This window comes from Pseudomonas sp. SIMBA_068, assembly GCF_046534705.1.
Lineage (GTDB): Bacteria > Pseudomonadota > Gammaproteobacteria > Pseudomonadales > Pseudomonadaceae > Aquipseudomonas > Aquipseudomonas putida.
In genome coordinates, this window is sequence record NZ_JAWRYI010000002.1 from 591,594 (window position 1) to 611,805 (window position 20,212).

Genomic DNA, 20,212 nt, shown 5'->3' on the forward strand with positions numbered 1-20,212 from the left:
GTTTCCCCGCCTTTACTGCACAACCACATTGACGGTGCGGGTGGTACCCGGGCTGGTGGTGATGGTTGCCGTCGGCGCGGCGGTCGGGATGATCGTGGTGCTGTTGCTCACTGCCAGCCGCCAGCGCCCGGTCACTGGCACCGTGGCCGTGCCCAACGTCTGCACCCCGGTGGTGGTGGTGACCCGGACGGTGACAACGTTGCCCGTGGTTACCGACGAAGTACCGCTGATGTCCCAGTTGTAACGGTTGTTGGAGCGCGCCGTGACGGTGGCTGCCGTGACCGCGAAGGTTTCGGCGGCGGGCCGTGGCGACACGTTGACGGTGACCGTACCCGGGGTGGACAACGCCCCCAGCGAGTCACGTGCCTGGTAGGTGAAGGTGGTGGTGAAGGCCGCCGTAACCGTGGCCGGTGGGGTATAGGTCACGGTGGCGCCGTCGGTGCTGACCGTGCCGCGGCCGGCAGCCGGTTGGGTGACGGCAGCAACAGCCAGCGGCACATTGCCTTCCGGATCGGTGTCGTTGGCCAGCACGTTGATGGTCAATGGCACACCCAGGGTGGCGACGGTTTCCGGGTTGGCGACTGGTGGCCGGTTAGGCGCCACGTTGATGGTGACCGTGGCCGGTTCCGATTTCAGGCCCTTGGCATCCACCGCCCGGTAGCTGAAGGTGGCCACCAATGGTTGCGTAGCGCCGGGCGGCGGGGTGTAGGTAACCGAGGTGGTACCGTTGAGCACTACACCGCCCAGGCCGGTACCCGGTTGGGTGAGGTCACTGATGGTCAGCGGCACATTGCCGTCCGGGTCGCTGTCGTTTTGCAGCAGGTTGAGGGTGATCGGCACACCAACGCTGGTGCTGCCGACATCTGCCTGGGCCAGCGGTGGCTGGTTGGCCGCCTCGACGGGTGCGTTGCCGACCACGATCACGGGTTCCACGTCAGTACCACCATGGGCAGACTTGACCGTGACGGTAGCTGGCGGTTGTGCCACGTCGCTGACTGTGATGCTTTGCAGCGTGCCGGATTTCGACAGGCGGCCATAGCCCTGCGCGAGCATGTCGGGGATAGCGACTTCGTCACTGGACCTGGCCTCGATCAGCAGGCGCTTGTTGGCCCAGTCGTAGCGTGCGGTGCTGACCTTGACCACGTCGGTCAGCTTGCTGGACAGTGCGGTTGGCTGGGTGCCGCCAATATTGTTGCTGGCGGTGACCACCACGATTGCAGGTGGTGCGTCCTGGCCGAACTGCTGATGGAAGAACAGCCCGTTGTTGTCGGCGGTGAGTGTGAACTGGCACGGTGAAGGCGGGGTGCCGACCAATGCCAGGCCATTGCGCATGCACAAGCTGGCCTCTATGGGCGCCTTGGCGAATACTTCCGTACGGGTGCCGGTGGCATTGCGTGAGTAGGTGGCGCGCTCCAGGGTTACCGGGGTCTGCGCACGTTGGTCCAGCACCTTGCCAGAGACTGTGAATGCGTTGGTCTGGATGATGCCGGCGGGCCCATCAATGCGTACGAAGTTGGTATTGAACGGGCTACCGGTTACCGCTTCGGTGATGTTGGGGTCACCGATGTAGGTTTCGGTGGAGCCAGTGTCAGGATTGACCTCGGTATAAGGCCCGCCAACCCCCTTCAGCCAAGGGCCGATCGCACCCGCCAGCGCCCCCTGGAAGTTGCCCGGAGCGCCAATGCCTATGTCCCGGGTAATGTTGATCGCTCGGCGACCTGCCGTGGTCACGTTGACCGTTTCCACCCCGTAAGGATGCGTGATGGTGTAGGTACCGGTGCGTGGAACCGAAGCGCGGATACGGATGCGGGCGAAACTTTGCTGATCACCGTCTACCGGGTTTTCAGCAGCGAAGGCTGCCTCTATACCCGCAACGTAGACCTCCAGCTCATAACCGCTGTTGCCCACTTGTGGTATCGAGGTTTCGGCCAGGAACCAGAACATCTCTGGTGGCCAGTTATCTGGAAATACCAGCGGCAGGGCGTCGTCATAGATACCGGGCTCGGGCAGCAAGGTGCACATGTAGGCCGGCGCCCCTGGTGCGCCTGGCGCGCGGGTGCTGGTGGCACGTGACTGGCACAGTTCCAGGGACTGGTTGAGGCTGTCCTTGTACCACATCGGGTAGCCGCCCGTGGCGAAGGTGTAGGGCCCCGGGTCGACATCAGACAACGCGGCAAAGGCGGCGCTGGTAACGGTGAGGGAAAAACCGGCGGCGAACAGCGCACGGCGCGACCAAGTGTTCATGCGGCCTCCTTGAAGGCTGAGCCTTTGTCTGTTCATGGCACCAGCACCACGTCTTCGGTGTCGCTACCGCCATTGGCACTGGTGACCTGCACCTTGGCCGGCGGGATGGGCGAGAAGGACATGCTCAACGTCTTCACGGCGCCGGTGCCGCCCAGGTTGCCGATCAACGTGCCGTTGCCGGTATGGGCGGTGAGCACTGGCGGGGTGGTTTCGTCGCTGGTGCTGGCCACCAGGGTCAGCTCGCCGGTGGACAGGCGGTACTGGGCCTGGGTGATGGTGACCAGGTCAGTCAGCGGCACGTTGCGGGTGGTCAGGCTGCTGGTCGGGATGGCCACGCTGTTGTCGGCGGTCAGGGTCACGATGGTACCGGCCGCCGGGTTGAGGGCCGACTGGGCGTACCAGGCGCCAGTGGCGTTGGCCTCGGTCAGGCTCAGGTTGGGCGTCTGGCTGGTCAGGGTGACGCTGGCCGGTGGCGGTGGGGCCATCACGAAGATGTCTTGCTGGGCACGCAGGTCGCCGTTCTCGGTGTGGCGTGAGTAGGTGCTGCGCTGAGGCATCAGCGGGGTTGGCAGGGCCACTTCGGAAAGCTTGCCCGAGATCGCGAACAGTTCGGTGCGCAGGTCGATGCCGCCTGGGCCTTCGATGCGCACGAAATTGGTGTTGAACGGGCTGCCGGTTACTCGCTCTTCAAGGTTCGGGTCGCCGACGAAGCGTTCGTTGCCTTCGGTATAAGGGCCGTTGACACTGCGCAGGAACGGCCCGACATCGCCTTTCAGCGCACCGGTGAAATCGCCTGCCCCGGCAATGCCGATGTCGCGGGTCATGTTGATCGCCCTACGCCCTGCGGCGGGGACATCGAACACTTCCACGCCATAGGGGTGGGTGACCACGTAGGTGCCAGCGGTGGGGACATCGACCCGGATACGTACCCGGGCGAAGCTGACCTGGTCACCCTCGACCGGTTCTTCGGCGGCGAATGCCGCTTCGATCGCGGTGCCGTAGCTGAGGTCGATGCCACGCGCGACGTCGACGATGGCAGCGTCGGCGGTGAACCAGAACGCTTCGTCAGGGAAGTTGGTGGGGAAGACGATGGGTTGGGTATCGTCGAACACGCCGGGCGTGGGCAGCAGCGTGCACATGTAAGACGGTGCGCCGGGTGCGCCGGCAACCCTGGAGCTGACCGCCTTGGTCAGGCACAGGTCGAGGGTACGACCGTGACTGTCCTGGTACCAGGCGGGGAAGCCGCCGTTGGCGGGCACGTAGGCGCCCGGATCGACAGCATTCAAGGCAGCCTGCGCCGGGAGCTGGAGCATGCCGGCGAAAATCGCCACTGCCAGCGGGTGGGGTATCGGTCGGTGCATGAGTCAATTCCTCCTGCAAACGGGCCCATGGACTTGGGGCGTCTGGGAGGAGATCGGCAAGAGCTGTGCCACAATCTGGAAATAACGTTGCAGCCCTTGTGCGGCAAGGGAGCGAGCCTTTCAGCGGAGCATTTTGCGAGCAGCTGGCAGTGGGCTGCGTTCCCCCAAGGTTGGGGATTGGGGGCAGGTAATTTAAACCCGGTTTTCGAAGCAAATGCGGTTTTGCTACATTGCATCGGCGGTCCCATTTCCCTGCCGAGCCAAGCGATGCAACCCCTCGACCACCTTTCCCTGAACCTGTTCATCGTCGTCTGCGAAGAAGGCACCATCGCCCGCGCTGGCGAGCGCGCGTTCATGGCGCCCTCCGCTGTCAGCAAACGTATTTCAGACATCGAGGCGCGCTTTGGCACCGCCTTGCTCAAGCGCAGCAAGCGTGGCGTGGAGCCCACCCCAGCGGGCCTGGCCCTGCTGCGCCATGCCCGGGAAATGACCCGTGCCATGGAACGCCTGGACAGCGAGCTGAGCGAATACGCCGAAGGCGCGCGCGGCCATGTGCGGGTGCTGGCCAATGTGTCGTCGATCATGGAGTTCCTGCCCGAGGAACTGACGGCGTTCATGCTGGAGAATCCACTGATTCAGGCCGATATCGAGGAGCGCTTCAGCACCGATGTCGTTCGTGGTGTGGCCGAGGGCAATGCAGACCTCGGCATCTGCCGCAAATCCATGGCGGTGGGTGACCTGGAGTTCGTAGCGTACCGGCAGGATCACCTGGCCGTTGTCGTTGCTGCTGATCACCCGTTGGCCGGCCGCAGCCAGATTGCTTTCGAGGAAACCCTGGGTTACGACCACCTGGGCCTGTCGGCCTTCGCCACCTTGAACGCCTTCATGCGTAAAAGCGCCGAACAGGCCGGCAAAGAATTGCGTTTTCGTTCGTACGTGTCGTCGTTTGACGCGGCATACCGCCTGGTGCAATTCGGGCTTGGCCTGGCGGTGTTCCCGCAAGAGGCCGTGGCCCGCTATGCGGCATTGTTCGACCTGCGGGTCATCCCGCTGACGGACGACTGGGCGCTTGGCGAGTTCGTCATCTGCATGCGCGACCGGCACACGCTGTCGCTGTCCGCACGGCGCCTGCTGGACCACCTGTTGCTGCGTGCACCGGCCTGGCAGGTCGCCGGCTGATCCATCGTGGCTGACGATGGATCAGCCCGTGAAACACGTCTTTTCTGCCCGTCATCCAGCTCTTAGTCTGGCGCAACGCTTCAGACAGAGAGATCGTGATGACAACAATAACAATCAACGAAGTCGGCATGCGCGATGGCCTGCAGAGCCTGCAGACAACCCTGCCAACCGCCGCCAAACGCCGCTGGATCGACGCCGCCTACGCCGCTGGCGTGCGCCACATGGAGGTTGCTTCGTTCGTACCGCCACGCTTGCTGCCGCAAATGGCCGATGCCCGCGAGGTGGTGGCCCACGCCCTCACATACCCGGGCCTGCAGGTAACCGTGTTGGCCCCGAACCTGCGCGGCGCCAGGGACGCACTTGAGTCTGGCGCCCATCGCATCGTCGCCCCGGTATCGGTCAGCATGGCGCACAGCCTGGCCAACGTGCGCCGCACGCCCATGGAAATGGTCGAGGAACTGGGGCGCATGTGCCAAGTGCGTACTGAAATGGGCCTGCATGAGGTGCAGGTCATTGCCGGCATGTCGGTCGCTTTTGGCTGCACGCGCCAGGGTGAAGTGCCGCTGGCCGACCTTTGCGCACTGACCCGCCAGGTGATCGAAGCCGGTTGCGACCTTGTCTCGCTGGGTGACACCACTGGCTACGCCAACCCGGGCCAGGTGGCAACGGTGCTCCAGGCGGTGCGGGCGATTGCCGGTGACCGCCTCAAGGCCGCGCACTTCCATGACACCCGTGGCCTCGCCCTGGCCAACAGCCTGGTCGCTGTACAGCAGGGTATTCGCGAGCTGGACGCCTCCCTGGCTGGCCTGGGGGGCTGCCCGTTCGCCCCGGGCGCGTCGGGCAATACCGTCACCGAAGACTTGGTGTTCATGCTGCAGAGCATGGGCTACGCCACCGGTATCAACCTGCCTGCACTGATCGAGTCGCGCCAGGTGCTGAGCGAGGCGCTGCCGGGCGAGCCTCTTTACGGCTGCATCGCCCGCGCCGGTTTACCGCTGAACTTCGCCGACGCTGCCGGCCACGCCTGACCTGCCTGAACGAGGAATACCACGATGTCCAGACTTCCCTTGGACGGCATCCGTGTCGTCGAAATTTCCCACATGGTGATGGGCCCGACCTGCGGCATGATCCTCGGCGACCTTGGCGCCGAAGTGATCAAGATCGAACCTGTGCGCGGCGACGGCACGCGCCGGCTGCTGGGCGCGGGGGCGGGCTTCTTCCGCACCTTCAACCGTAACAAGCAATGCATCGCAGTGGATGTCGAATCGGCCGAGGGCCGCGAGGCCGTGCTGCAACTGATCGACACTGCCGACGTGTTTATCGAAAACTTCAAACCTGGTCGGATGCACAAGCTGGGCCTGGGCTACGCCGCGCTGCGCCAGCGCAACCCGCGGCTGATCTATGCCTCGCACAAAGGCTTTCTCAACGGGCCCTATGACAACCGCCTGGCGCTGGACGAGGTGGTGCAGATGATGGCCGGCCTGGCCTACATGACCGGGCCGGTGGGCCGCCCGTTGCGTGCGGGCAGCTCGGTGAACGACATCATGGGCGGCATGTTCGGCGCCATTGGCGTACTGGCGGCGCTCAACGACCGCCACACCACCGGCAGCGGCCGCGAGGTGCAAAGTGCCCTGTACGAGAACTGCGTGTTGCTGGCCGCCCAGCACATGCAGCAGTACGTAGTCACCGGCGAGGCTGCAGCGCCGATGCCAAACCGCATCAGTGCCTGGGCGATCTATGACGTGTTCACCTTCGCCGGTGGCGAGCAGATGTTTGTCGCCGCCACCGGCGAAGGGCAGTGGCATGCGCTGTGCCAGGTGCTGGGGCAGACCGCCTTGCTCGATGACCCGACACTGGCCAGCAACAACGACCGTGTGTTGCAACGGCCACGGCTGCTGGCGCACCTGGCCGAGGTGTTCGCGCCACTGGATGCGGGGCAACTGGCGCTGCAGCTGGAGGCCAACGGCATCCCGTTTGCGCCGATCCGCCGCCCGGAAGAGTTGTTCGACGACCCCCACCTGCAGCAGAGCGGCGGTATGGCCGACCTGCAACTTGAAGACGGCAGCCACACACCCATGCCGTTGCTGCCGCTGTCACTGGACGGGCAGCGCCTACAGCCGCGCCGTGCGATAGCACGGATTGGCGAGCACACCCGCCAGGTGATGCGTGAACTGGGTTACAGCGATGCGCACATTGCCGAGCTGTGCGCGGCCGGCGTGCTGAAAACCGACGACGCAGCTTGAGGAGGGTTTGAGATGGCGATTTACCAATACGACACCCTGGCCCCCAACCTGCACCCGGAAGCGTACGTGGCAGAGGATGCCACCGTGATCGGCGATGTAACCCTCGAACAAGGCGTCAGCGTATGGCCGCAGGCCGTGCTAAGGGGCGACAACGAACCGATCCGCATCGGCCAGCGCAGCAATGTGCAGGAAGGCGCAGTGCTGCATGCCGACCCCGGCTTTGCGTTGACGGTGGGGCAGGGCGTCACCATCGGCCACCAGGCCATGCTGCACGGCTGCACCATCGGTGATGGCGCGCTGATCGGCATCCAGGCGGTGGTGCTCAACGGCGCGGTCATCGGCAACAACTGCCTGGTCGGGGCTGGCGCCATCGTCACCGAAGGCAAGGTGTTCCCCGATAACTCGCTGATCCTGGGTGCGCCTGCCAAGCTGGTGCGCGAACTGACGGCCGAAGCCATCGCCAGCATGCAGCGCAACGCCGTCGAGTACGTCGCAAAAGGCCAGAGCTTCAAGGAAAAACTGATCCGTATCCGCTGAAAACCCGCTGGCGACGCCCATGAAGGCGTCGCTGCTCTCCAATAATTACAAGAATGGAGATCCACCATGGTTGCCATGACCGGCGAACTGGCGCGTGAGCGCAACGACAGCCACATCAATGAACTGCTGCTGTACCGCCGCGTGGCCTGGCGCATCATGCCGCTGGCCATCATCTGCTTCCTGTTTTCGTACTTCGACCGCATCAACATCAGTTTCGCAAAAGCCCAGATGCAGCAGGAACTGGGCCTCAGCGACGCCGCCTACGGCCTGGCCGCGAGCATGTTCTTCGTGGGATATGTACTGTTCGAAGTACCTAGCAGTCTGGGCCTGAAGCGCTACGGGGCACCGGCCTGGATCTGCCGGATCATGGTGTCGTGGGGCCTGGCGACGGCGACGCTGGTATTTGCCTATACCCAGTACACCCTGTATTTCCTGCGCTTTCTGATCGGGGTGATGGAGGCCGGCTTCGGCCCGGCGATTCTTTTCTACCTCGCATGCTGGTTCCCGCGCAAGCACCTGGCGAAGATGAATGGCCTGTGGTTTCTGGCCGTGCCGCTGGCCGGTGCGGTGGGTGGCCCGGCAGCAGGTGTCTTGTTGGGGACCATGGATGGTGTGCTAGGCCTTGCCGGTTGGCACTGGCTGTTCCTGATGTCCGGTTTGCCCTGCGTGGTGCTGGGCCTGCTAGTGCTGTGGAAGCTGGACCGGGACATCGAAGCGGCAAAATGGCTGAGCCGTGAGGAGAAGGACCTGCTGGCGGAAAACCTGGCCCAGGACAAACGCGCCGAAAAGCCGGTTCTCGGCTCGATCTGGCGGGTGTTGCTGACCCGTGAAGTGGCGATCATGGCGTTCATCTACTACGTGATCAAAACCGCGTCCTATGGCCTTAACTTCTGGATGCCGCACCTGATCAAGTCATCAGGTGTGCAGGACATGCTCTGGGTGGTGTGCTGTCGGCATTGCCGTACGCGGTGGCCTGCATCGGCATGGTGCTGCTGACCCGTCGCTCCGACCGTACCGGCGAGCGCAAGCGCTACCTGGTGTACTGCCTGCTGGCGGCAGCTGTGGGCTACCTGCTGGCGTGCCTGTATTCCGACTCGTCGCTGGCGATGATGGCCGCGCTGGTGCTGGCCACCGCAGGTACGTTCATCGCCATCCCGATCTTCTGGACCATTCCACAGTCGACCTTCTCGGGCCTGGCAATTGCCACCGGTACTGCGGCGATCAACTCGGTCGGGCAGCTAAGCGGCATCGTCGCACCGGTGATGGTGGGCAAGATCAATGACCTCACCGGCAGCGACTCCATGGGCATGCTGTCCATCGCCCCGCTGATCCTGATCGCCTGCCTGGTGGTGATGCGCTACGTGCGCAACCCCCGAAGCTGATTGGCGCTGAGTCTTCAAACAACAACAAGAACCAGGCACACCCATGATCAATCTTTCCCGGCGAGCATCGCTGATGCTCGGGGCGCTTTGCTGCGCCTGTCAAAACGCGCAGGCCGGCTTCATCGATGACGCCAGCGGCAGCATGGAACTGCGCAATTTCTATTTCGACCGCGACTTTCACGGTGACAGCGCCACGCAATCGCGGCGCGGTGAATGGGGCCAGGGCTTCATGCTGCGCCTGCAGTCTGGCTACACCGACGGTCTGGTCGGCTTTGGCCTGGATGCAGCCGGCATGCTGGGGCTCAAGCTGGATTCCTCACCCGACCGTAGCGGCACCGGCCTGTTGCCACGTGGCAGCGACAAACGCGCCGCGGACGACTATGCCAAGGCGGTGGCCACCTTCAAGGCCAGGCTGGCGCAGAGCGAGTTGAAACTCGGCGGCCTGAGCCCGCAACTGCCCTTGCTGGCGTCCAACAACAGCCGCTTGTTCCCCCAGTGGTTCAACGGTGCGCAACTGGTGAGCAAGGACCTGGACCGGTTTACGTTCACCCTGCTGCAGGTGGATGCCACCAAGTTGCGCGACTCCACCAACTATGAGGACCTGACCGCCATGGCGCAGCAAGGGGCCTACTCGGCGACGGTAACCAGTGACCGGCTTTACTACGGCGGTGTCGACTACCAGCCGCTGAACAACCTGACCCTCAGCCTTCACACCAGCACGCTCGAAGACCTGTTCCGGCGTGATTTTGCCGGGTTCAAGTTCAAGACGCGCCTAGGGCCCGGGGATGTGTTTACCGAGTGGCGCTGGTTCAACGCACGCGAGCAGGGCCGGGCTTTGCTGGGTGAAGTCGACAACCAGACCCTCAGTACCAACTTCGGGTACAGCGTTCAGGGCCATACGTTCAGCGGTGGCTACCAGAAATTGCGCGGCGATACGGCATATGCCTACGTGGGTGGCACCGATACCTACCTGTTCAGCGAACAGCAGGTCAGCACCTTTGCCCTGGCCAATGAACGGGCGTGGATGCTGCGATACGACTACAACTTCGCTGCGCTGGGTATCCCAGGGCTCACGTTCAATGTGCGCTATGTGAAGGGCGACCATGTGGACCCGCAGCGCATCGCCAGCGCCAAGGGCAGGGCGCTGGCGGCTGGCGACGGAGAAGGGCGGGAGTGGGAGCGGACCACGGACATCACCTATGTGGTGCAGTCGGGGGCGCTCCGGAATGTGTCGCTGCGTTGGCGCAATGCGAGCATGCGCTCGAATTTTGCCGATGCAGCGGATGAGAACCGCGTGATCGTGGGGTACACGGTCGAATTCTGAATGCAGACACAATCATTCTGTGGGTGCAGCCGGTTCCTCTTTCGACCTGGATCTGCGCGGTTTTCGTGGTTTTTTCTCAGGCCGTTTGCCGGGTTTGAGCTGCCAGCGGTAGGCATTGGCGAGCAGGCGCTCCTGGATTGCGGGTGGGTAGTCGCTGAGGGTGGTCACGGGTGGTCACGGGTGGTACGGGCTTGCCGGGCAAGCCGGCCTCGCGGATTACTTTCGGCCAGCGCGGTCGCCAGCACAGCAGCAGGCTGAGCCAGTGGCCGGTGCCAACAATGACGAAAGCGGGCCAGACGAACAGCAGGATAACTTTGAACAACCAGCTGCTTTTGCGGAAGATACGCCCAAGCCCCTCGAACTGGGCGCTGAAGGCCTGGATGGGTGATGGTAGTTGTGTGCTCAGGCGGGGGCGGGGGACGGCGTGTGGGCCTTCTTCCATGTAGCGGCGGATGAACTCCCACTCGTCACGGAGTTCGCTGCCGCCTTGGCCTTGTTTGCCGAGTAGGGCCATTTCCATGTGGGGGAGGCCGGTGCGGCTGGGGTGCCAGACTAGCCCTAGTCGCATGCCCACGCTGAGTGGGTCATCTTCTGGGTCGATGGCTGTGCTTCCGGTTGTTTTCCACGGGAAAGTGACGATGCCGCCGCAGTATTTCGGTCGATGTAGGTGAACTTGTTGGGTTACACGATTGAAACGAATGAGCAAGTGACGGCTAGTCAGCATTTCTAGTCGGGTTAAGTGAATTCCATACTTTGAATAAAGATACACTAAGGTCGAGCTGACTGAGAGCATTATAAGTGTTGTAAGAATCGTGATTATGGAGCGACCCTCAGGGTCGGTGATGTCCATCCATAAAAATCCAGTGGTGGTGATTAGTCCAACAGCAATGGCCGGGGCGATAGCGCCGAGCGTTGCGAGCGTAATCAGCCCGCGCTTTTCTTCTGAACCACCACAGCGAATATCTAAGAAGATGTCGTTAAAAGCGAATACAGGGCCTCTTGTGCGCGGGTTTTCACTCACAGGTTGAAAGTGCATTTCTTCAGCCAGCTCGTCCTCATACAAATCCTGACGTTTTTCTTTCGGTGTCAGCTCTGCTTCATAGGCTTTTCGCGCAGCTTCGGATTCAGTAGCCATTTGCCAGAAACCCCATTCGATCAGATACATCACAATACCTCGCTGAATGCGGAGTGCAGGGTCTTCAGTTCTTCTTGTTCTTCAAACGTTTTGAGTTTTTTGCAAGGCGGAAGCTGCTGCGTTTGCACCACTTCTCCAAAGCGTCGTCTTCAAATATGTAAATTATCACTGTCAGGACTAGGCCAATCCAGAAAGCGCCAAGAATAAGGCGGGCAAGTAATAACCGAGCGGCCTGCGTTCCGAGCTTTGTTGCAAGTGCTCCAAAGGACGTGGATAGCGTCCTGGCCAGCTTGGTCTTGGCATTTTGAGAAAGGTAGTCGAAGAAAGGTTTTGCAACAGCAATGGCCGTTCCTATTTCGGCCAGCGATAGGGTTATTGTCGCCATTCCTCTTACAAGGTACGTAGTGGCCAAAAGCCTGGATTTTTTTTGAGTCTGTTTGGTGTGTCCAGCGTGACTGTCGTTGAAATGTTCAAGCCAATCTGTGAAATCCCACCACGCCAGCAGCGAACCTCCAACGCCAGCCAATCCAGCCCCCCAGAGCTTTAACCTTCCTAAGGTGGCCGCTGCACCTCTCCCGGTCACACTGTTAGCGCCGTATCGTGTCACCACTTGGTCCACATAACTTGCCCCAATCTCGAAGCCCGCCGCAGCCGTGGTCATTGCGGCAGCCAAGAGTTCAGTCTTGATACGTGTGTCACTGTCACGCAGCTCGCGAGCCTTGAAAGCCATCAGCATGCCTTCGATGAGGCATATCAGGCCGGCAGCACGAACTTTATAGAAGTCGCTTTGCTTGTTATCAGCCTGCATTAGCCCTTCGGCCCAGGCCTGATCCAGGTACCGTGCAATCTGGCCACCGCTGCGTTGCGGATTGATTGGCTGCCCACTTCGTGCAGCTTCACTCACGCGTATTTCGACAGCCGTTTCATGTACCGAAGCAAACAACGCCAGGCGTAGACCGTGGTGCATCGCTCGGTCTGCGCTGCTCGGTGCCCCGGTTCTCAGTACCTGTCGCCGAATGACCAGTCCGAACAGCGGGCTTGCCGCGTCGAGCATCAGGTTTTCGAAGCCGCCACGCAGCTGGAACTCCGGGTCGGCGGGGTAACCGGATAGATCCGTTGCGAGTTGAGGATCAGCGCCTGTACGGAACTGTTGGGTTTCCTCGATATCCTCAAGCAGGACTGGCTTTTTCTTGACCGGCACCGGTTTGTCAGTGCCATCGGACAGTCTGGACATCCTTAATCCTCGTCAATTAGCAGGGCAACTCACGCAATGGCCGCGGACTCCCCATGTGATCGGGCGCAAGCAATTTGCGAAGGCCTGAAGACTAACGAGGAATCAATTTCTATGGGAGATTGAAACTTCCTAAAGAGCTGTAGGAAGTTTCGCTACAGATTATTTTTAAAGTATTATTCGCAGGCAACGGGTCGGTGCTTTGGTATATGTTGCGGTTGTTTCTGGTGGCTGCTGGTGCCTCTGCTACGAGGGCCACGGCACAGCAGCGGCCAGTAGTGCAAGGCTGTTTTCAGGTGCCAACGCAACGCGTATATATGAAGAACCACCTGTGAACTTGATCGACTGACTACTGCACTTCCTCGTGCTTCGCAAAACGCAGCGATACTGATCGAATCACTGTTCTTGAGGGAGTGCTCTAGTTTCAGCATCACCTTTCACAGATTCATCACGGTTCTGGGATCGACTTTCCCATTTTGCCACTACCAAGGGGGCCAGCGCGTTGCCTAGCACATTCAGTGCAGTAACCGGCATATCCATTAGCCTGTACACGCCCGCGATCAAGGCAACACCCTCTAACGGCAACCCGGCGGCGGTGAGCGTGGCAGTGAGGATGACGAACATGAACCCCGGTACGCCCGCCGCGCCCTTGGAGGTTAGGACCATGATGAAAACAAGCATGATCTGGTCTGCCAGGGCGAGCTCAATATTGTAAACCTGGGCAATAAAGAGTGTCCCTAACCCTGCAAACAAAGAGGCACCATCAAGGTTGAACGAATATCCCAGCGGTATGACAAGCGTGGTGATGTTGCGTGGCACGCCTCTCACTTCGCTCTTGGCCATCAGTTGAGGCATGACCGTCGCGGAGCTGGCGCTACTGAATGCCAGCAATAATTCATCCTTGAAAGCCTTGATGATTTCAAAAATATTTTCGCCGACCAGCTTTGCAATGAAGCCGAGCACCACGATAGCAAAGACTATAACCGCCAGGTATGTCACGCCGATCAGCTTCGCCAGCGGCAGCAGGGCGTGAATACCAAAGCTGGATACTGTTACTGCAATCAGGGCAAAAATACCGATCGGAGAATACGCCATCACCATGTGCGTTACTTTGAACATGGTGTCGGCAACGGCTTGTAATGCACCTACCAAGGGAAGTCGCTTTTGCGGTTCCAGATTAGAAAGCGCAACCCCAAAAATTATCGCAAAAAACAGTACGGAAAGTAGCTTGGCTTCAGCCATCGCCGCGATGATGTTATCAGGGATAATCCCCAGGAGCACATTGCCTAACCCCTGTGAAGCACCCTGCATAGGGGCTTGCACTGTGGTGGTTGCTGCGCTGGAAAAGTCAGCACCAACGCCAGGCTGGAAAATATTACCCACTAATAATCCGAAAACAATTGCCAGGCCGGTAACCGAAAAAAAGTAGACCAAGGCCTTTGTGCCCACTCGCCCGAGAGAACGGCCCCCAGATCCCGCAATCCCCACTACCATACAGGAGAAAACCAGCGGGACGATGATCATTTTCATCAGCTTGATGAAGGCATCGCCCGCCGGCTGAAGGACCTGCGCTACCAACCAGCCTTTTTGATCGGGAAAGTAGTTGAGCAGTAGCCCGACAATAACCCCTGAAAATAAGCCGATTGCAATCTGGGTGATCAAGCTGATCTTTTTTTTCGCAGCCATGGTGTTGAGTCTCTTGTTATTATTTAGATGTATCAAGAAGCGAAGACGGCGGGGAGATTCCTAAAGCCTTTGACTTCAATTGGATTGCCACTCGGATCCAGGAAGAACATCGTACATTGCTCCCCGGGCTCCCCTCTGAACCGAACGACTGGGGGGATCTCAAACACGATGCCTTTGGCCTCTAACCGCTGAGCAAGCGCTAGCCAGCGATCAAGCGGCAGCACCACCCCAATACGGGGCATCAGCACCATGTGCTGGCCCACTTTGCCTGTACGGGTAGTCTTGAATGGTTCACCAAGATGAAGGGAGATCTGATGCCCGAAAAAGTCAAAATCTACCCAGGTGTCAGTACTTCGCCCCTCGATACATCCCAAGTATTCTTTATAGAATTTTCGGGATTCTTCAAGGCTGGTAACATGGTAGGCGATATGGAAAGGATTAAACATGGCGACTCTCCTCAGCAGGGGGAGGAAAGCTTTTCAGAGCGCGCGATTCATGTACACCCACCAATGCTTGGTCTGAGCATAAGGAATCGGTATGGACATCAGAACGCTTGAGGCAGTTATATCTGTCATTGACCACGGGTCAATCGCGAGTGCTGCAAAAAAGTCGAGTGTGTCATCGACGGCCATCAGCTTGCGAATTCAAAGCCTCGAAAAAGAACTGGAGTGCGAGCTTTTCAATCGAGATGCCCATTCGATAAGGCCCAACCAGAGGCTGATTGCAGTGATACAAAAAATTCGTGACATCATACTACAAGCCAATGAATTGAAATTCGATTTGCAACTTGATGGCTTGCGAGGGGACCTTAGTCTTGGCGCTATATCCACCGCGTTAACGGGGATCATACCGTCAGCCATCGAACAGTTTTCGGTATGCGCACCTGACGTGAAGCTGAAGATTACCCCAGGCGATTCAAGGCTCCTGTACGATAAACTTGTCGGTGGCGATCTGGACGCGGCCATTCTCGTTGAGCCACCGTTCAAGCTACCTAAGTCTTTAAGGCTATATTTGCTCCGCTCCGAGCCGCTTGGGCTGCTAAGCGGTACGCCGGTCACCGCAGAAGCAGTTTCATCCGCCCTGCAATCTCAGGCCTTCATACGCTACGACGTCAACTCATGGGGCGGGTCATTGGCTCAACGTTACCTTGATGATCGTGACATTGATGTAAGGGTGGCTTGCGATATCGATTCACTGGAAGCCATTGATTTGCTGGTGTCCTGTGGGCAGGGGGTGTCACTGGTACCTCAGTGGCTCACGATAGGGTCGTTCAGTTCTCACTATATTCCCGTAAGTCAGGATTCCCGTTACAGCCGGAACATCGTATTGGCTTATAGTGAGTCAAATCGTAACTTGCCAGCCCTTCAGCGCCTTCGGGATCTTCTCACCGCCGTTTAGGGAGTGAGTGATGCCTTGGAGCAAGGGTATCAGCTCCATGGTGGGCCTGCGCTCACGTTCAATGGCAAGAATGTAATCGTCGCCCAGGCTGTCATCTGGCCGGGGGCACAGGCGATTTCAGCCTGATCGAGGTTAGCCTTGGGTCTGCGGTGCCTGCGGGATCGAGCGCCGCCCGCGCGGCGCATAGCGAGCTGCGCTTGCTCCTACGTTTGTTTCGGTCCAGTAGCGCCTGTGAGAGGCGCGCGCGACGACACTGTAGGTAGCGGCATATCCGCAGAGAGTGAGACAGATGGAAAAGGCCTTGACCGACCGGCAGTGTCGGGGCGGCTCAGCGGGTTATTGTCAAGCATGAAACCGGTTTCAAAACATTTCTGAACGCGCTAGATTATTCGGCTGTCTTCTTGATGGCCTATCAAGATCACCTCCCACAGAAAATCAGATGGCGCTTATCAAGGCCGCCGCACAGCCGATGAGGATTCGCAATGCCTGAGCATGCCCCAGACAACCCGCGCAGGGACTTTCTGCGCAAGACCTTGACCCTGATCCCCGTGGTTACCGTGGCCAGCACAGGGCTTGGCGTGGGCGCCAGCCAGCTGCTTGCGGCCCCGCAACCGCATCAGCAACCGAACGTGCCGGCCACGCCGCCTGCGGGCAACTATCAACCGACGTTCTTCAGCGCCGAAGAGTGGGCGTTTGTACAAGCTGCGGTATCGCGCATCATCCCGGCCGATGAGCTTGGCCCCGGCGCACTCGAAGCCGGCGCCGCCGAGTTCATCGACCGTCAGATGAACACCCCCTACGCGACTGGCGCGCAGTGGTACATGCAAGGCCCGTTCAACGCCGACGCCGCGCCCGAGCTTGGCTACCAGTTGCAGCTCAGCCCGCAACAAATCTATCGCCTGGGCATCGCGGCCGTGGACGGCTGGTGCAAAGCCAACGGCGGGCAAGTTTTTGCCGCGCAAGATAGCGCTACCCGAGACCGTATTCTCAGCAAGGTCGAAGCAGGAGAACTGGTGTTCGACGCCGTCCCGGCGAAGGTGTTCTTCAGCCTGTTGGTGCAGAACACCCGTGAGGGGTTCTTCTGCGACCCGATTCATGGCGGCAACAAAGGCATGGTCGGCTGGACCCAGATTGGCTTCCCCGGTGCCCGCGCCGACTTCATGGACTGGGTCGAGCGTAACGAGCCTTACCCGTTCCCGGCTGTATCGATCCGCGGCGAGAGGGCCTGAGGCATGGCGACTGTGTTGAACAAAGTGGATGCGGTCATCGTCGGCTTCGGTTGGGCTGGCGCGATCATGGCCAAGGAGCTGACCGAGGCCGGGCTGCACGTGGTGGCCCTGGAGCGGGGGCCGATGCAGGATACCTACCCGGAAGGCAGCTACCCGCAAGTGATCGATGAGCTGACCTACAGCGTGCGCAAGAAGCTGTTCGTGGATGTGTCGAAAGAAACCGTCACTATTCGCCATAGCGTGAATGACGTGGCACTGCCCAATCGCCAGCTCGGTGCGTTCCTGCCGGGCAAGGGCGTGGGCGGTGCGGGCCTGCACTGGTCGGGTGTGCACTTTCGGGTCGACCCGGTGGAGTTGCGCCTGCGCAGCCACTACGAAGAGCGCTACGGGCGCAAGTTCATTCCCGAAGGCATGACCATCCAGGACTTTGGCGTCAGTTACGAAGAACTGGAACCGTATTTCGACTTTGCCGAAAAGGTCTTTGGCACCTCTGGTCAGGCTTGGACCGTCAACGGCCAGGTGGTCGGTGAAGGGAAGGGCGGCAACCCCTACGCGCCGGACCGTTCCAACCCGTTCCCGCTGCCCGCGCAGAAGAACGTGGTGTCGGCCAGGCTGTTCGAAAAAGCCGCCACCAGCCTGGGCTACAAACCCTACAACCTCCCATCGGCAAACACCTCCGGGCCTTACACCAACCCGTACGGGGCGCAGATGGGGCCGTGCAACTTCTGTGGTTTCTGCAGCGGCTACGTGTGCTACATGTACTCCAAGGCCTCGCCCAACGTGAACATTCTGCCGGCGCTGCGCCAGGTGCCTAACTTCGAGTTGCGGCCCAATGCCCATGTGCTGCGGGTAAACCTGGACGACAGCAAGCGCAAGGCCACTGGCGTGACCTACATCGATGCGCAGGGGCGCGAGGTGGAGCAGCCGGCGGAGCTGGTGATCCTGGCGGCGTTCCAGTTCAACAACGTGCGCCTGATGCTGCTTTCCGGCATCGGCAAGCCCTATGACCCAGTCAAGAACGAAGGTGTGGTCGGGCGTAACTTCGCCTACCAGAACATGGGCACGGTCAAGGCGTTCTTCGACAAAAACACCTACACCAACAACTTCATCGGCGCAGGTGGCAACGGCATTGCCATCGACGATTTCAATGCCGACAACTTCGACCATGGCCCCCACGGCTTTGTCGGGGGCTCGCCGATGTGGGTGAACCAGGCCGGTAGCCGGCCGATTGCCGGCACCTCCAACCCGCCGGGTACGCCGGCCTGGGGCAGTGCCTGGAAGAAAGCCACGGCCGACTACTACACCCACCAGGTGTCGATGGACGCCCATGGCGCCCACCAGTCCTACCGTGCCAATTACCTGGACCTGGACCCCACCTACCGCGACGCCTACGGCCAGCCGCTGTTGCGCATGACCTTCGACTGGCAGGAAAACGACATCAAGATGAACCAGTTCATGGTCGACAAGCTGAGCAAGATCGCTCAGGCGATGAACCCCAAGGCCATTGCCGTGCTGGGCAAGCAGGTCAAGGACCACTTCAACACCGCCAGCTACCAGACTACCCACCTGAACGGCGGTGCGATCATGGGCACCGACCCCAAGACCAGTGCACTGAACCGCTACCTGCAAAGCTGGGACGTGCATAACGTGTTCGTGCCGGGGGCTTCGGCGTTCCCGCAGGGCTTGGGTTACAACCCGACCGGGCTGGTGGCCGCGCTGACCTATTGGTCGGCACGCGCGATCCGCGAGCAGTACCTGAAAAACCCCGGCCCGCTGGTCCAGGCCTGAGGAGCGATGAGCATGAAGACAATGTTGATCGCAACCCTGCTGCTCGGTGCCACTACGGCCTTACAGGCCGTGGCGAATGACGATGCGCAGGTGCGCCAGGGCGAGTACCTGGCCCGCGCCGGTGATTGTGTGGCCTGCCACACCGCCAAGGGCGGCAAGGCCTTTGCCGGCGGCCTGCCGATGGAAACGCCAATCGGCACGGTGTACTCCACCAACATCACCCCGGCGGCCAGCGGCATCGGCAATTACAGCTTCGAAGACTTCGACCAGGCGGTACGCAAGGGCATTGGCAAGGATGGCAGCACCTTGTACCCGGCCATGCCATACCCGTCGTATGCGCGGGTCAGCGAGCAGGACATGCAGGCGCTGTACACCTACTTCATGAAGGGTGTGGAGCCGGTCGAGCAGGCGAACCAGGCCACTGACATTCCCTGGCCGCTGAGCATGCGTTGGCCGCTGGCAATCTGGCGTGGTCTGTTTGCGCCCGAGGCCAAGCCCTGGCAGGCATCGGCTGCAGCCGACCCGGTGGTGAACCGTGGTGCTTACCTGGTCGAAGGCCTTGGGCATTGTGGCGCCTGCCATACACCGCGTGCGCTGACCATGCAGGAAAAGGCGCTGAGCCCTGCAGATGGCGAGCAGTTCCTGGCCGGCAGCGCACCGCTGGAAGGCTGGATTGCGAAAAACCTGCGTGGCGATCACAAGGACGGCCTGGGCAGCTGGACCGAAGCGCAGCTGGTTCAGTTTTTGAAGACCGGGCGTAGCGATCGCAGCGCGGTGTTCGGCGGCATGAGCGATGTGGTCGAACACAGCATGCAGCACATGAGTGACGCCGACCTTAGCGCAATCGCCCGTTACCTGAAGACCCTTCCGTCAAGCAATCCGAATGACCAGCCGCACGTCTACGACAAGCAGGTCGCGGATGCGCTGTGGAAGGGCGACGACAGCAAACCCGGGGCGGCGGTGTACATCGACAACTGCGCGGCCTGCCACCGGACCGATGGCCAAGGCTACACCCGCGTGTTCCCCGCGTTGGCTGGCAACCCGGTGGTACAGACCGCAGATGCCACATCGCTGATTCACGTGGTGCTGGCGGGGGGTACGGTGCCGGCGACGCACACCGCGCCCTCGAACTTCACCATGCCGGCATTCGGCTGGCGCCTGAGTGACCAGGAGGTTGCCGAGGTGGTGAACTTCATCAGAAGCAGCTGGGGTAACCAGGGCAGCGCCGTTACGGCGGGTGATGTGAAGTCGCTTCGCTGACCTCTCCAGCTGCACCCTGATCCACTGCGGGAGCGGGCCTACCCGCGAATGCGATGTCGAATCTACCGACGCATTCGCGGGTGAACCGCTCCCACATTGTTTTTGGGTGAAATTGTATTTGCATCAATTATTTAATTTGCTTATCTAATCTTGAATATCATCTTTGTTTCAACATTGCCGACCAACGGCAGGTTGACGAACTGCCGCAGTTTTGC

16 protein-coding genes and 3 pseudogenes are annotated in these 20,212 nt (G+C 60.5%); 12 read left to right on the forward strand and 7 right to left on the reverse strand.

Features of this window, described 5'->3' with window-relative positions:
- Positions 1 to 12: 12 nt before the first annotated feature.
- Both SB756_RS08945 and SB756_RS08950 read right to left on the reverse strand, forming a co-directional pair.
- Entirely contained in the window at positions 13 to 2,244 is a 2,232-nt protein-coding gene (locus SB756_RS08945; protein ID WP_410910685.1) for an Ig-like domain-containing protein, read from the reverse strand.
- Positions 2,245 to 2,276: 32 nt separating this feature from the next.
- Positions 2,277 to 3,605, reverse strand: a complete 1,329-nt coding sequence (locus tag SB756_RS08950) for a hypothetical protein (RefSeq protein ID WP_341795649.1) — start codon at positions 3,603 to 3,605, stop codon at positions 2,277 to 2,279.
- Positions 3,606 to 3,872: 267 nt separating this feature from the next.
- Between SB756_RS08950 and SB756_RS08955 the strand changes: the two genes are divergently transcribed.
- The 7 genes from SB756_RS08955 to SB756_RS08985 all read left to right on the forward strand — a co-directional run bounded on the left by SB756_RS08955 (position 3,873) and on the right by SB756_RS08985 (position 10,270).
- Positions 3,873 to 4,784 (forward strand): LysR family transcriptional regulator, encoded by a 912-nt coding sequence (locus SB756_RS08955; RefSeq protein ID WP_341795648.1) that lies wholly within the window; start codon positions 3,873 to 3,875, stop codon positions 4,782 to 4,784.
- A 98-nt stretch (positions 4,785 to 4,882) separates the two neighbouring features.
- Complete coding sequence (locus SB756_RS08960; RefSeq protein WP_341795647.1) at positions 4,883 to 5,812, forward strand: hydroxymethylglutaryl-CoA lyase; 930 nt, start codon at positions 4,883 to 4,885, stop codon at positions 5,810 to 5,812.
- A gap of 24 nt (positions 5,813 to 5,836) precedes the next feature.
- Positions 5,837 to 7,027: a CaiB/BaiF CoA transferase family protein gene (locus tag SB756_RS08965; RefSeq protein WP_410910686.1), complete on the forward strand. Its 1,191-nt coding sequence runs from the start codon at positions 5,837 to 5,839 to the stop codon at positions 7,025 to 7,027.
- 12 nt (positions 7,028 to 7,039) lie between these two features.
- Complete coding sequence (locus SB756_RS08970) at positions 7,040 to 7,564, forward strand: gamma carbonic anhydrase family protein (RefSeq protein ID WP_341795645.1); 525 nt, start codon at positions 7,040 to 7,042, stop codon at positions 7,562 to 7,564.
- A 66-nt stretch (positions 7,565 to 7,630) separates the two neighbouring features.
- On the forward strand, positions 7,631 to 8,560 hold the full coding sequence (locus SB756_RS08975) for an MFS transporter (protein ID WP_410910687.1): 930 nt from the start codon (positions 7,631 to 7,633) through the stop codon (positions 8,558 to 8,560).
- Positions 8,509 to 8,946 carry an MFS transporter gene (locus SB756_RS08980; protein ID WP_410910688.1) on the forward strand — a complete coding sequence of 146 codons (438 nt, stop codon included), beginning with the start codon at positions 8,509 to 8,511 and terminating at the stop codon, positions 8,944 to 8,946. Before SB756_RS08975 ends, SB756_RS08980 begins: the two co-directional genes overlap by 52 nt.
- Before the next feature lie 43 nt (positions 8,947 to 8,989).
- Positions 8,990 to 10,270: an OprD family porin gene (locus tag SB756_RS08985; protein ID WP_410910689.1), complete on the forward strand. Its 1,281-nt coding sequence runs from the start codon at positions 8,990 to 8,992 to the stop codon at positions 10,268 to 10,270.
- A gap of 12 nt (positions 10,271 to 10,282) precedes the next feature.
- On the opposite strand, the pseudogene SB756_RS08990 reads toward SB756_RS08985, so the two are convergent.
- From SB756_RS08990 to SB756_RS09010, 5 genes and pseudogenes are all read right to left on the reverse strand, one after another.
- Positions 10,283 to 11,435, reverse strand: a pseudogene (locus tag SB756_RS08990) (DUF6708 domain-containing protein).
- Positions 11,435 to 12,420 (reverse strand): annotated as a pseudogene (locus SB756_RS08995) (hypothetical protein); the annotation flags it as partial. The pseudogenes SB756_RS08995 and SB756_RS08990, both read right to left, overlap by 1 nt.
- Positions 12,406 to 12,639: pseudogene (locus tag SB756_RS09000) on the reverse strand (DotU family type IV/VI secretion system protein); the annotation flags it as partial. The pseudogenes SB756_RS09000 and SB756_RS08995, both read right to left, overlap by 15 nt.
- A 393-nt stretch (positions 12,640 to 13,032) precedes the next feature.
- A complete protein-coding gene (locus SB756_RS09005) occupies positions 13,033 to 14,322 on the reverse strand; it encodes a cation:dicarboxylate symporter family transporter (RefSeq protein ID WP_410910690.1) in 1,290 nt (429 codons plus the stop codon).
- Positions 14,323 to 14,354: 32 nt separating this feature from the next.
- Positions 14,355 to 14,768: a VOC family protein gene (locus SB756_RS09010; protein WP_410910691.1), complete on the reverse strand. Its 414-nt coding sequence runs from the start codon at positions 14,766 to 14,768 to the stop codon at positions 14,355 to 14,357.
- 91 nt (positions 14,769 to 14,859) lie between these two features.
- On the opposite strand from SB756_RS09010, the gene SB756_RS09015 reads away from it, so the two are divergent.
- From SB756_RS09015 to SB756_RS09035, 5 genes are all read left to right on the forward strand, one after another.
- A complete protein-coding gene (locus tag SB756_RS09015; RefSeq protein WP_410910692.1) occupies positions 14,860 to 15,720 on the forward strand; it encodes a LysR family transcriptional regulator in 861 nt (286 codons plus the stop codon).
- A gap of 3 nt (positions 15,721 to 15,723) precedes the next feature.
- On the forward strand, positions 15,724 to 15,846 hold the full coding sequence (locus SB756_RS09020) for a DUF1737 domain-containing protein (protein ID WP_341795638.1): 123 nt from the start codon (positions 15,724 to 15,726) through the stop codon (positions 15,844 to 15,846).
- 356 nt (positions 15,847 to 16,202) lie between these two features.
- Entirely contained in the window at positions 16,203 to 16,949 is a 747-nt protein-coding gene (locus tag SB756_RS09025) for a gluconate 2-dehydrogenase subunit 3 family protein (RefSeq protein WP_341795637.1), read from the forward strand.
- Positions 16,950 to 16,952: 3 nt separating this feature from the next.
- Positions 16,953 to 18,737, forward strand: coding sequence for a GMC family oxidoreductase (locus SB756_RS09030; protein WP_410910693.1), 1,785 nt, complete (start codon positions 16,953 to 16,955; stop codon positions 18,735 to 18,737).
- Positions 18,738 to 18,749: 12 nt separating this feature from the next.
- Entirely contained in the window at positions 18,750 to 19,997 is a 1,248-nt protein-coding gene (locus SB756_RS09035) for a c-type cytochrome (protein ID WP_410910694.1), read from the forward strand.
- Positions 19,998 to 20,212: the final 215 nt, after the last annotated feature.

Coding starts and splice junctions, on each gene's coding strand:
- SB756_RS08985 (WP_410910689.1), top strand. CDS start 8,990: ATGATCAATCTTTCCCGGCGAGCATCGCTGATGCTCGGGGCGCTTTGC.
- SB756_RS08950 (WP_341795649.1), bottom strand. CDS start 3,605: ATGCACCGACCGATACCCCACCCGCTGGCAGTGGCGATTTTCGCCGGC.
- SB756_RS09005 (WP_410910690.1), bottom strand. CDS start 14,322: ATGGCTGCGAAAAAAAAGATCAGCTTGATCACCCAGATTGCAATCGGC.
- SB756_RS08945 (WP_410910685.1), bottom strand. CDS start 2,244: ATGAACACTTGGTCGCGCCGTGCGCTGTTCGCCGCCGGTTTTTCCCTC.
- SB756_RS09025 (WP_341795637.1), top strand. CDS start 16,203: ATGCCTGAGCATGCCCCAGACAACCCGCGCAGGGACTTTCTGCGCAAG.
- SB756_RS08960 (WP_341795647.1), top strand. CDS start 4,883: ATGACAACAATAACAATCAACGAAGTCGGCATGCGCGATGGCCTGCAG.
- SB756_RS09010 (WP_410910691.1), bottom strand. CDS start 14,768: ATGTTTAATCCTTTCCATATCGCCTACCATGTTACCAGCCTTGAAGAA.
- SB756_RS08975 (WP_410910687.1), top strand. CDS start 7,631: ATGGTTGCCATGACCGGCGAACTGGCGCGTGAGCGCAACGACAGCCAC.
- SB756_RS09035 (WP_410910694.1), top strand. CDS start 18,750: ATGAAGACAATGTTGATCGCAACCCTGCTGCTCGGTGCCACTACGGCC.
- SB756_RS09030 (WP_410910693.1), top strand. CDS start 16,953: ATGGCGACTGTGTTGAACAAAGTGGATGCGGTCATCGTCGGCTTCGGT.
- SB756_RS09015 (WP_410910692.1), top strand. CDS start 14,860: ATGGACATCAGAACGCTTGAGGCAGTTATATCTGTCATTGACCACGGG.
- SB756_RS08970 (WP_341795645.1), top strand. CDS start 7,040: ATGGCGATTTACCAATACGACACCCTGGCCCCCAACCTGCACCCGGAA.
- SB756_RS08965 (WP_410910686.1), top strand. CDS start 5,837: ATGTCCAGACTTCCCTTGGACGGCATCCGTGTCGTCGAAATTTCCCAC.
- SB756_RS08955 (WP_341795648.1), top strand. CDS start 3,873: ATGCAACCCCTCGACCACCTTTCCCTGAACCTGTTCATCGTCGTCTGC.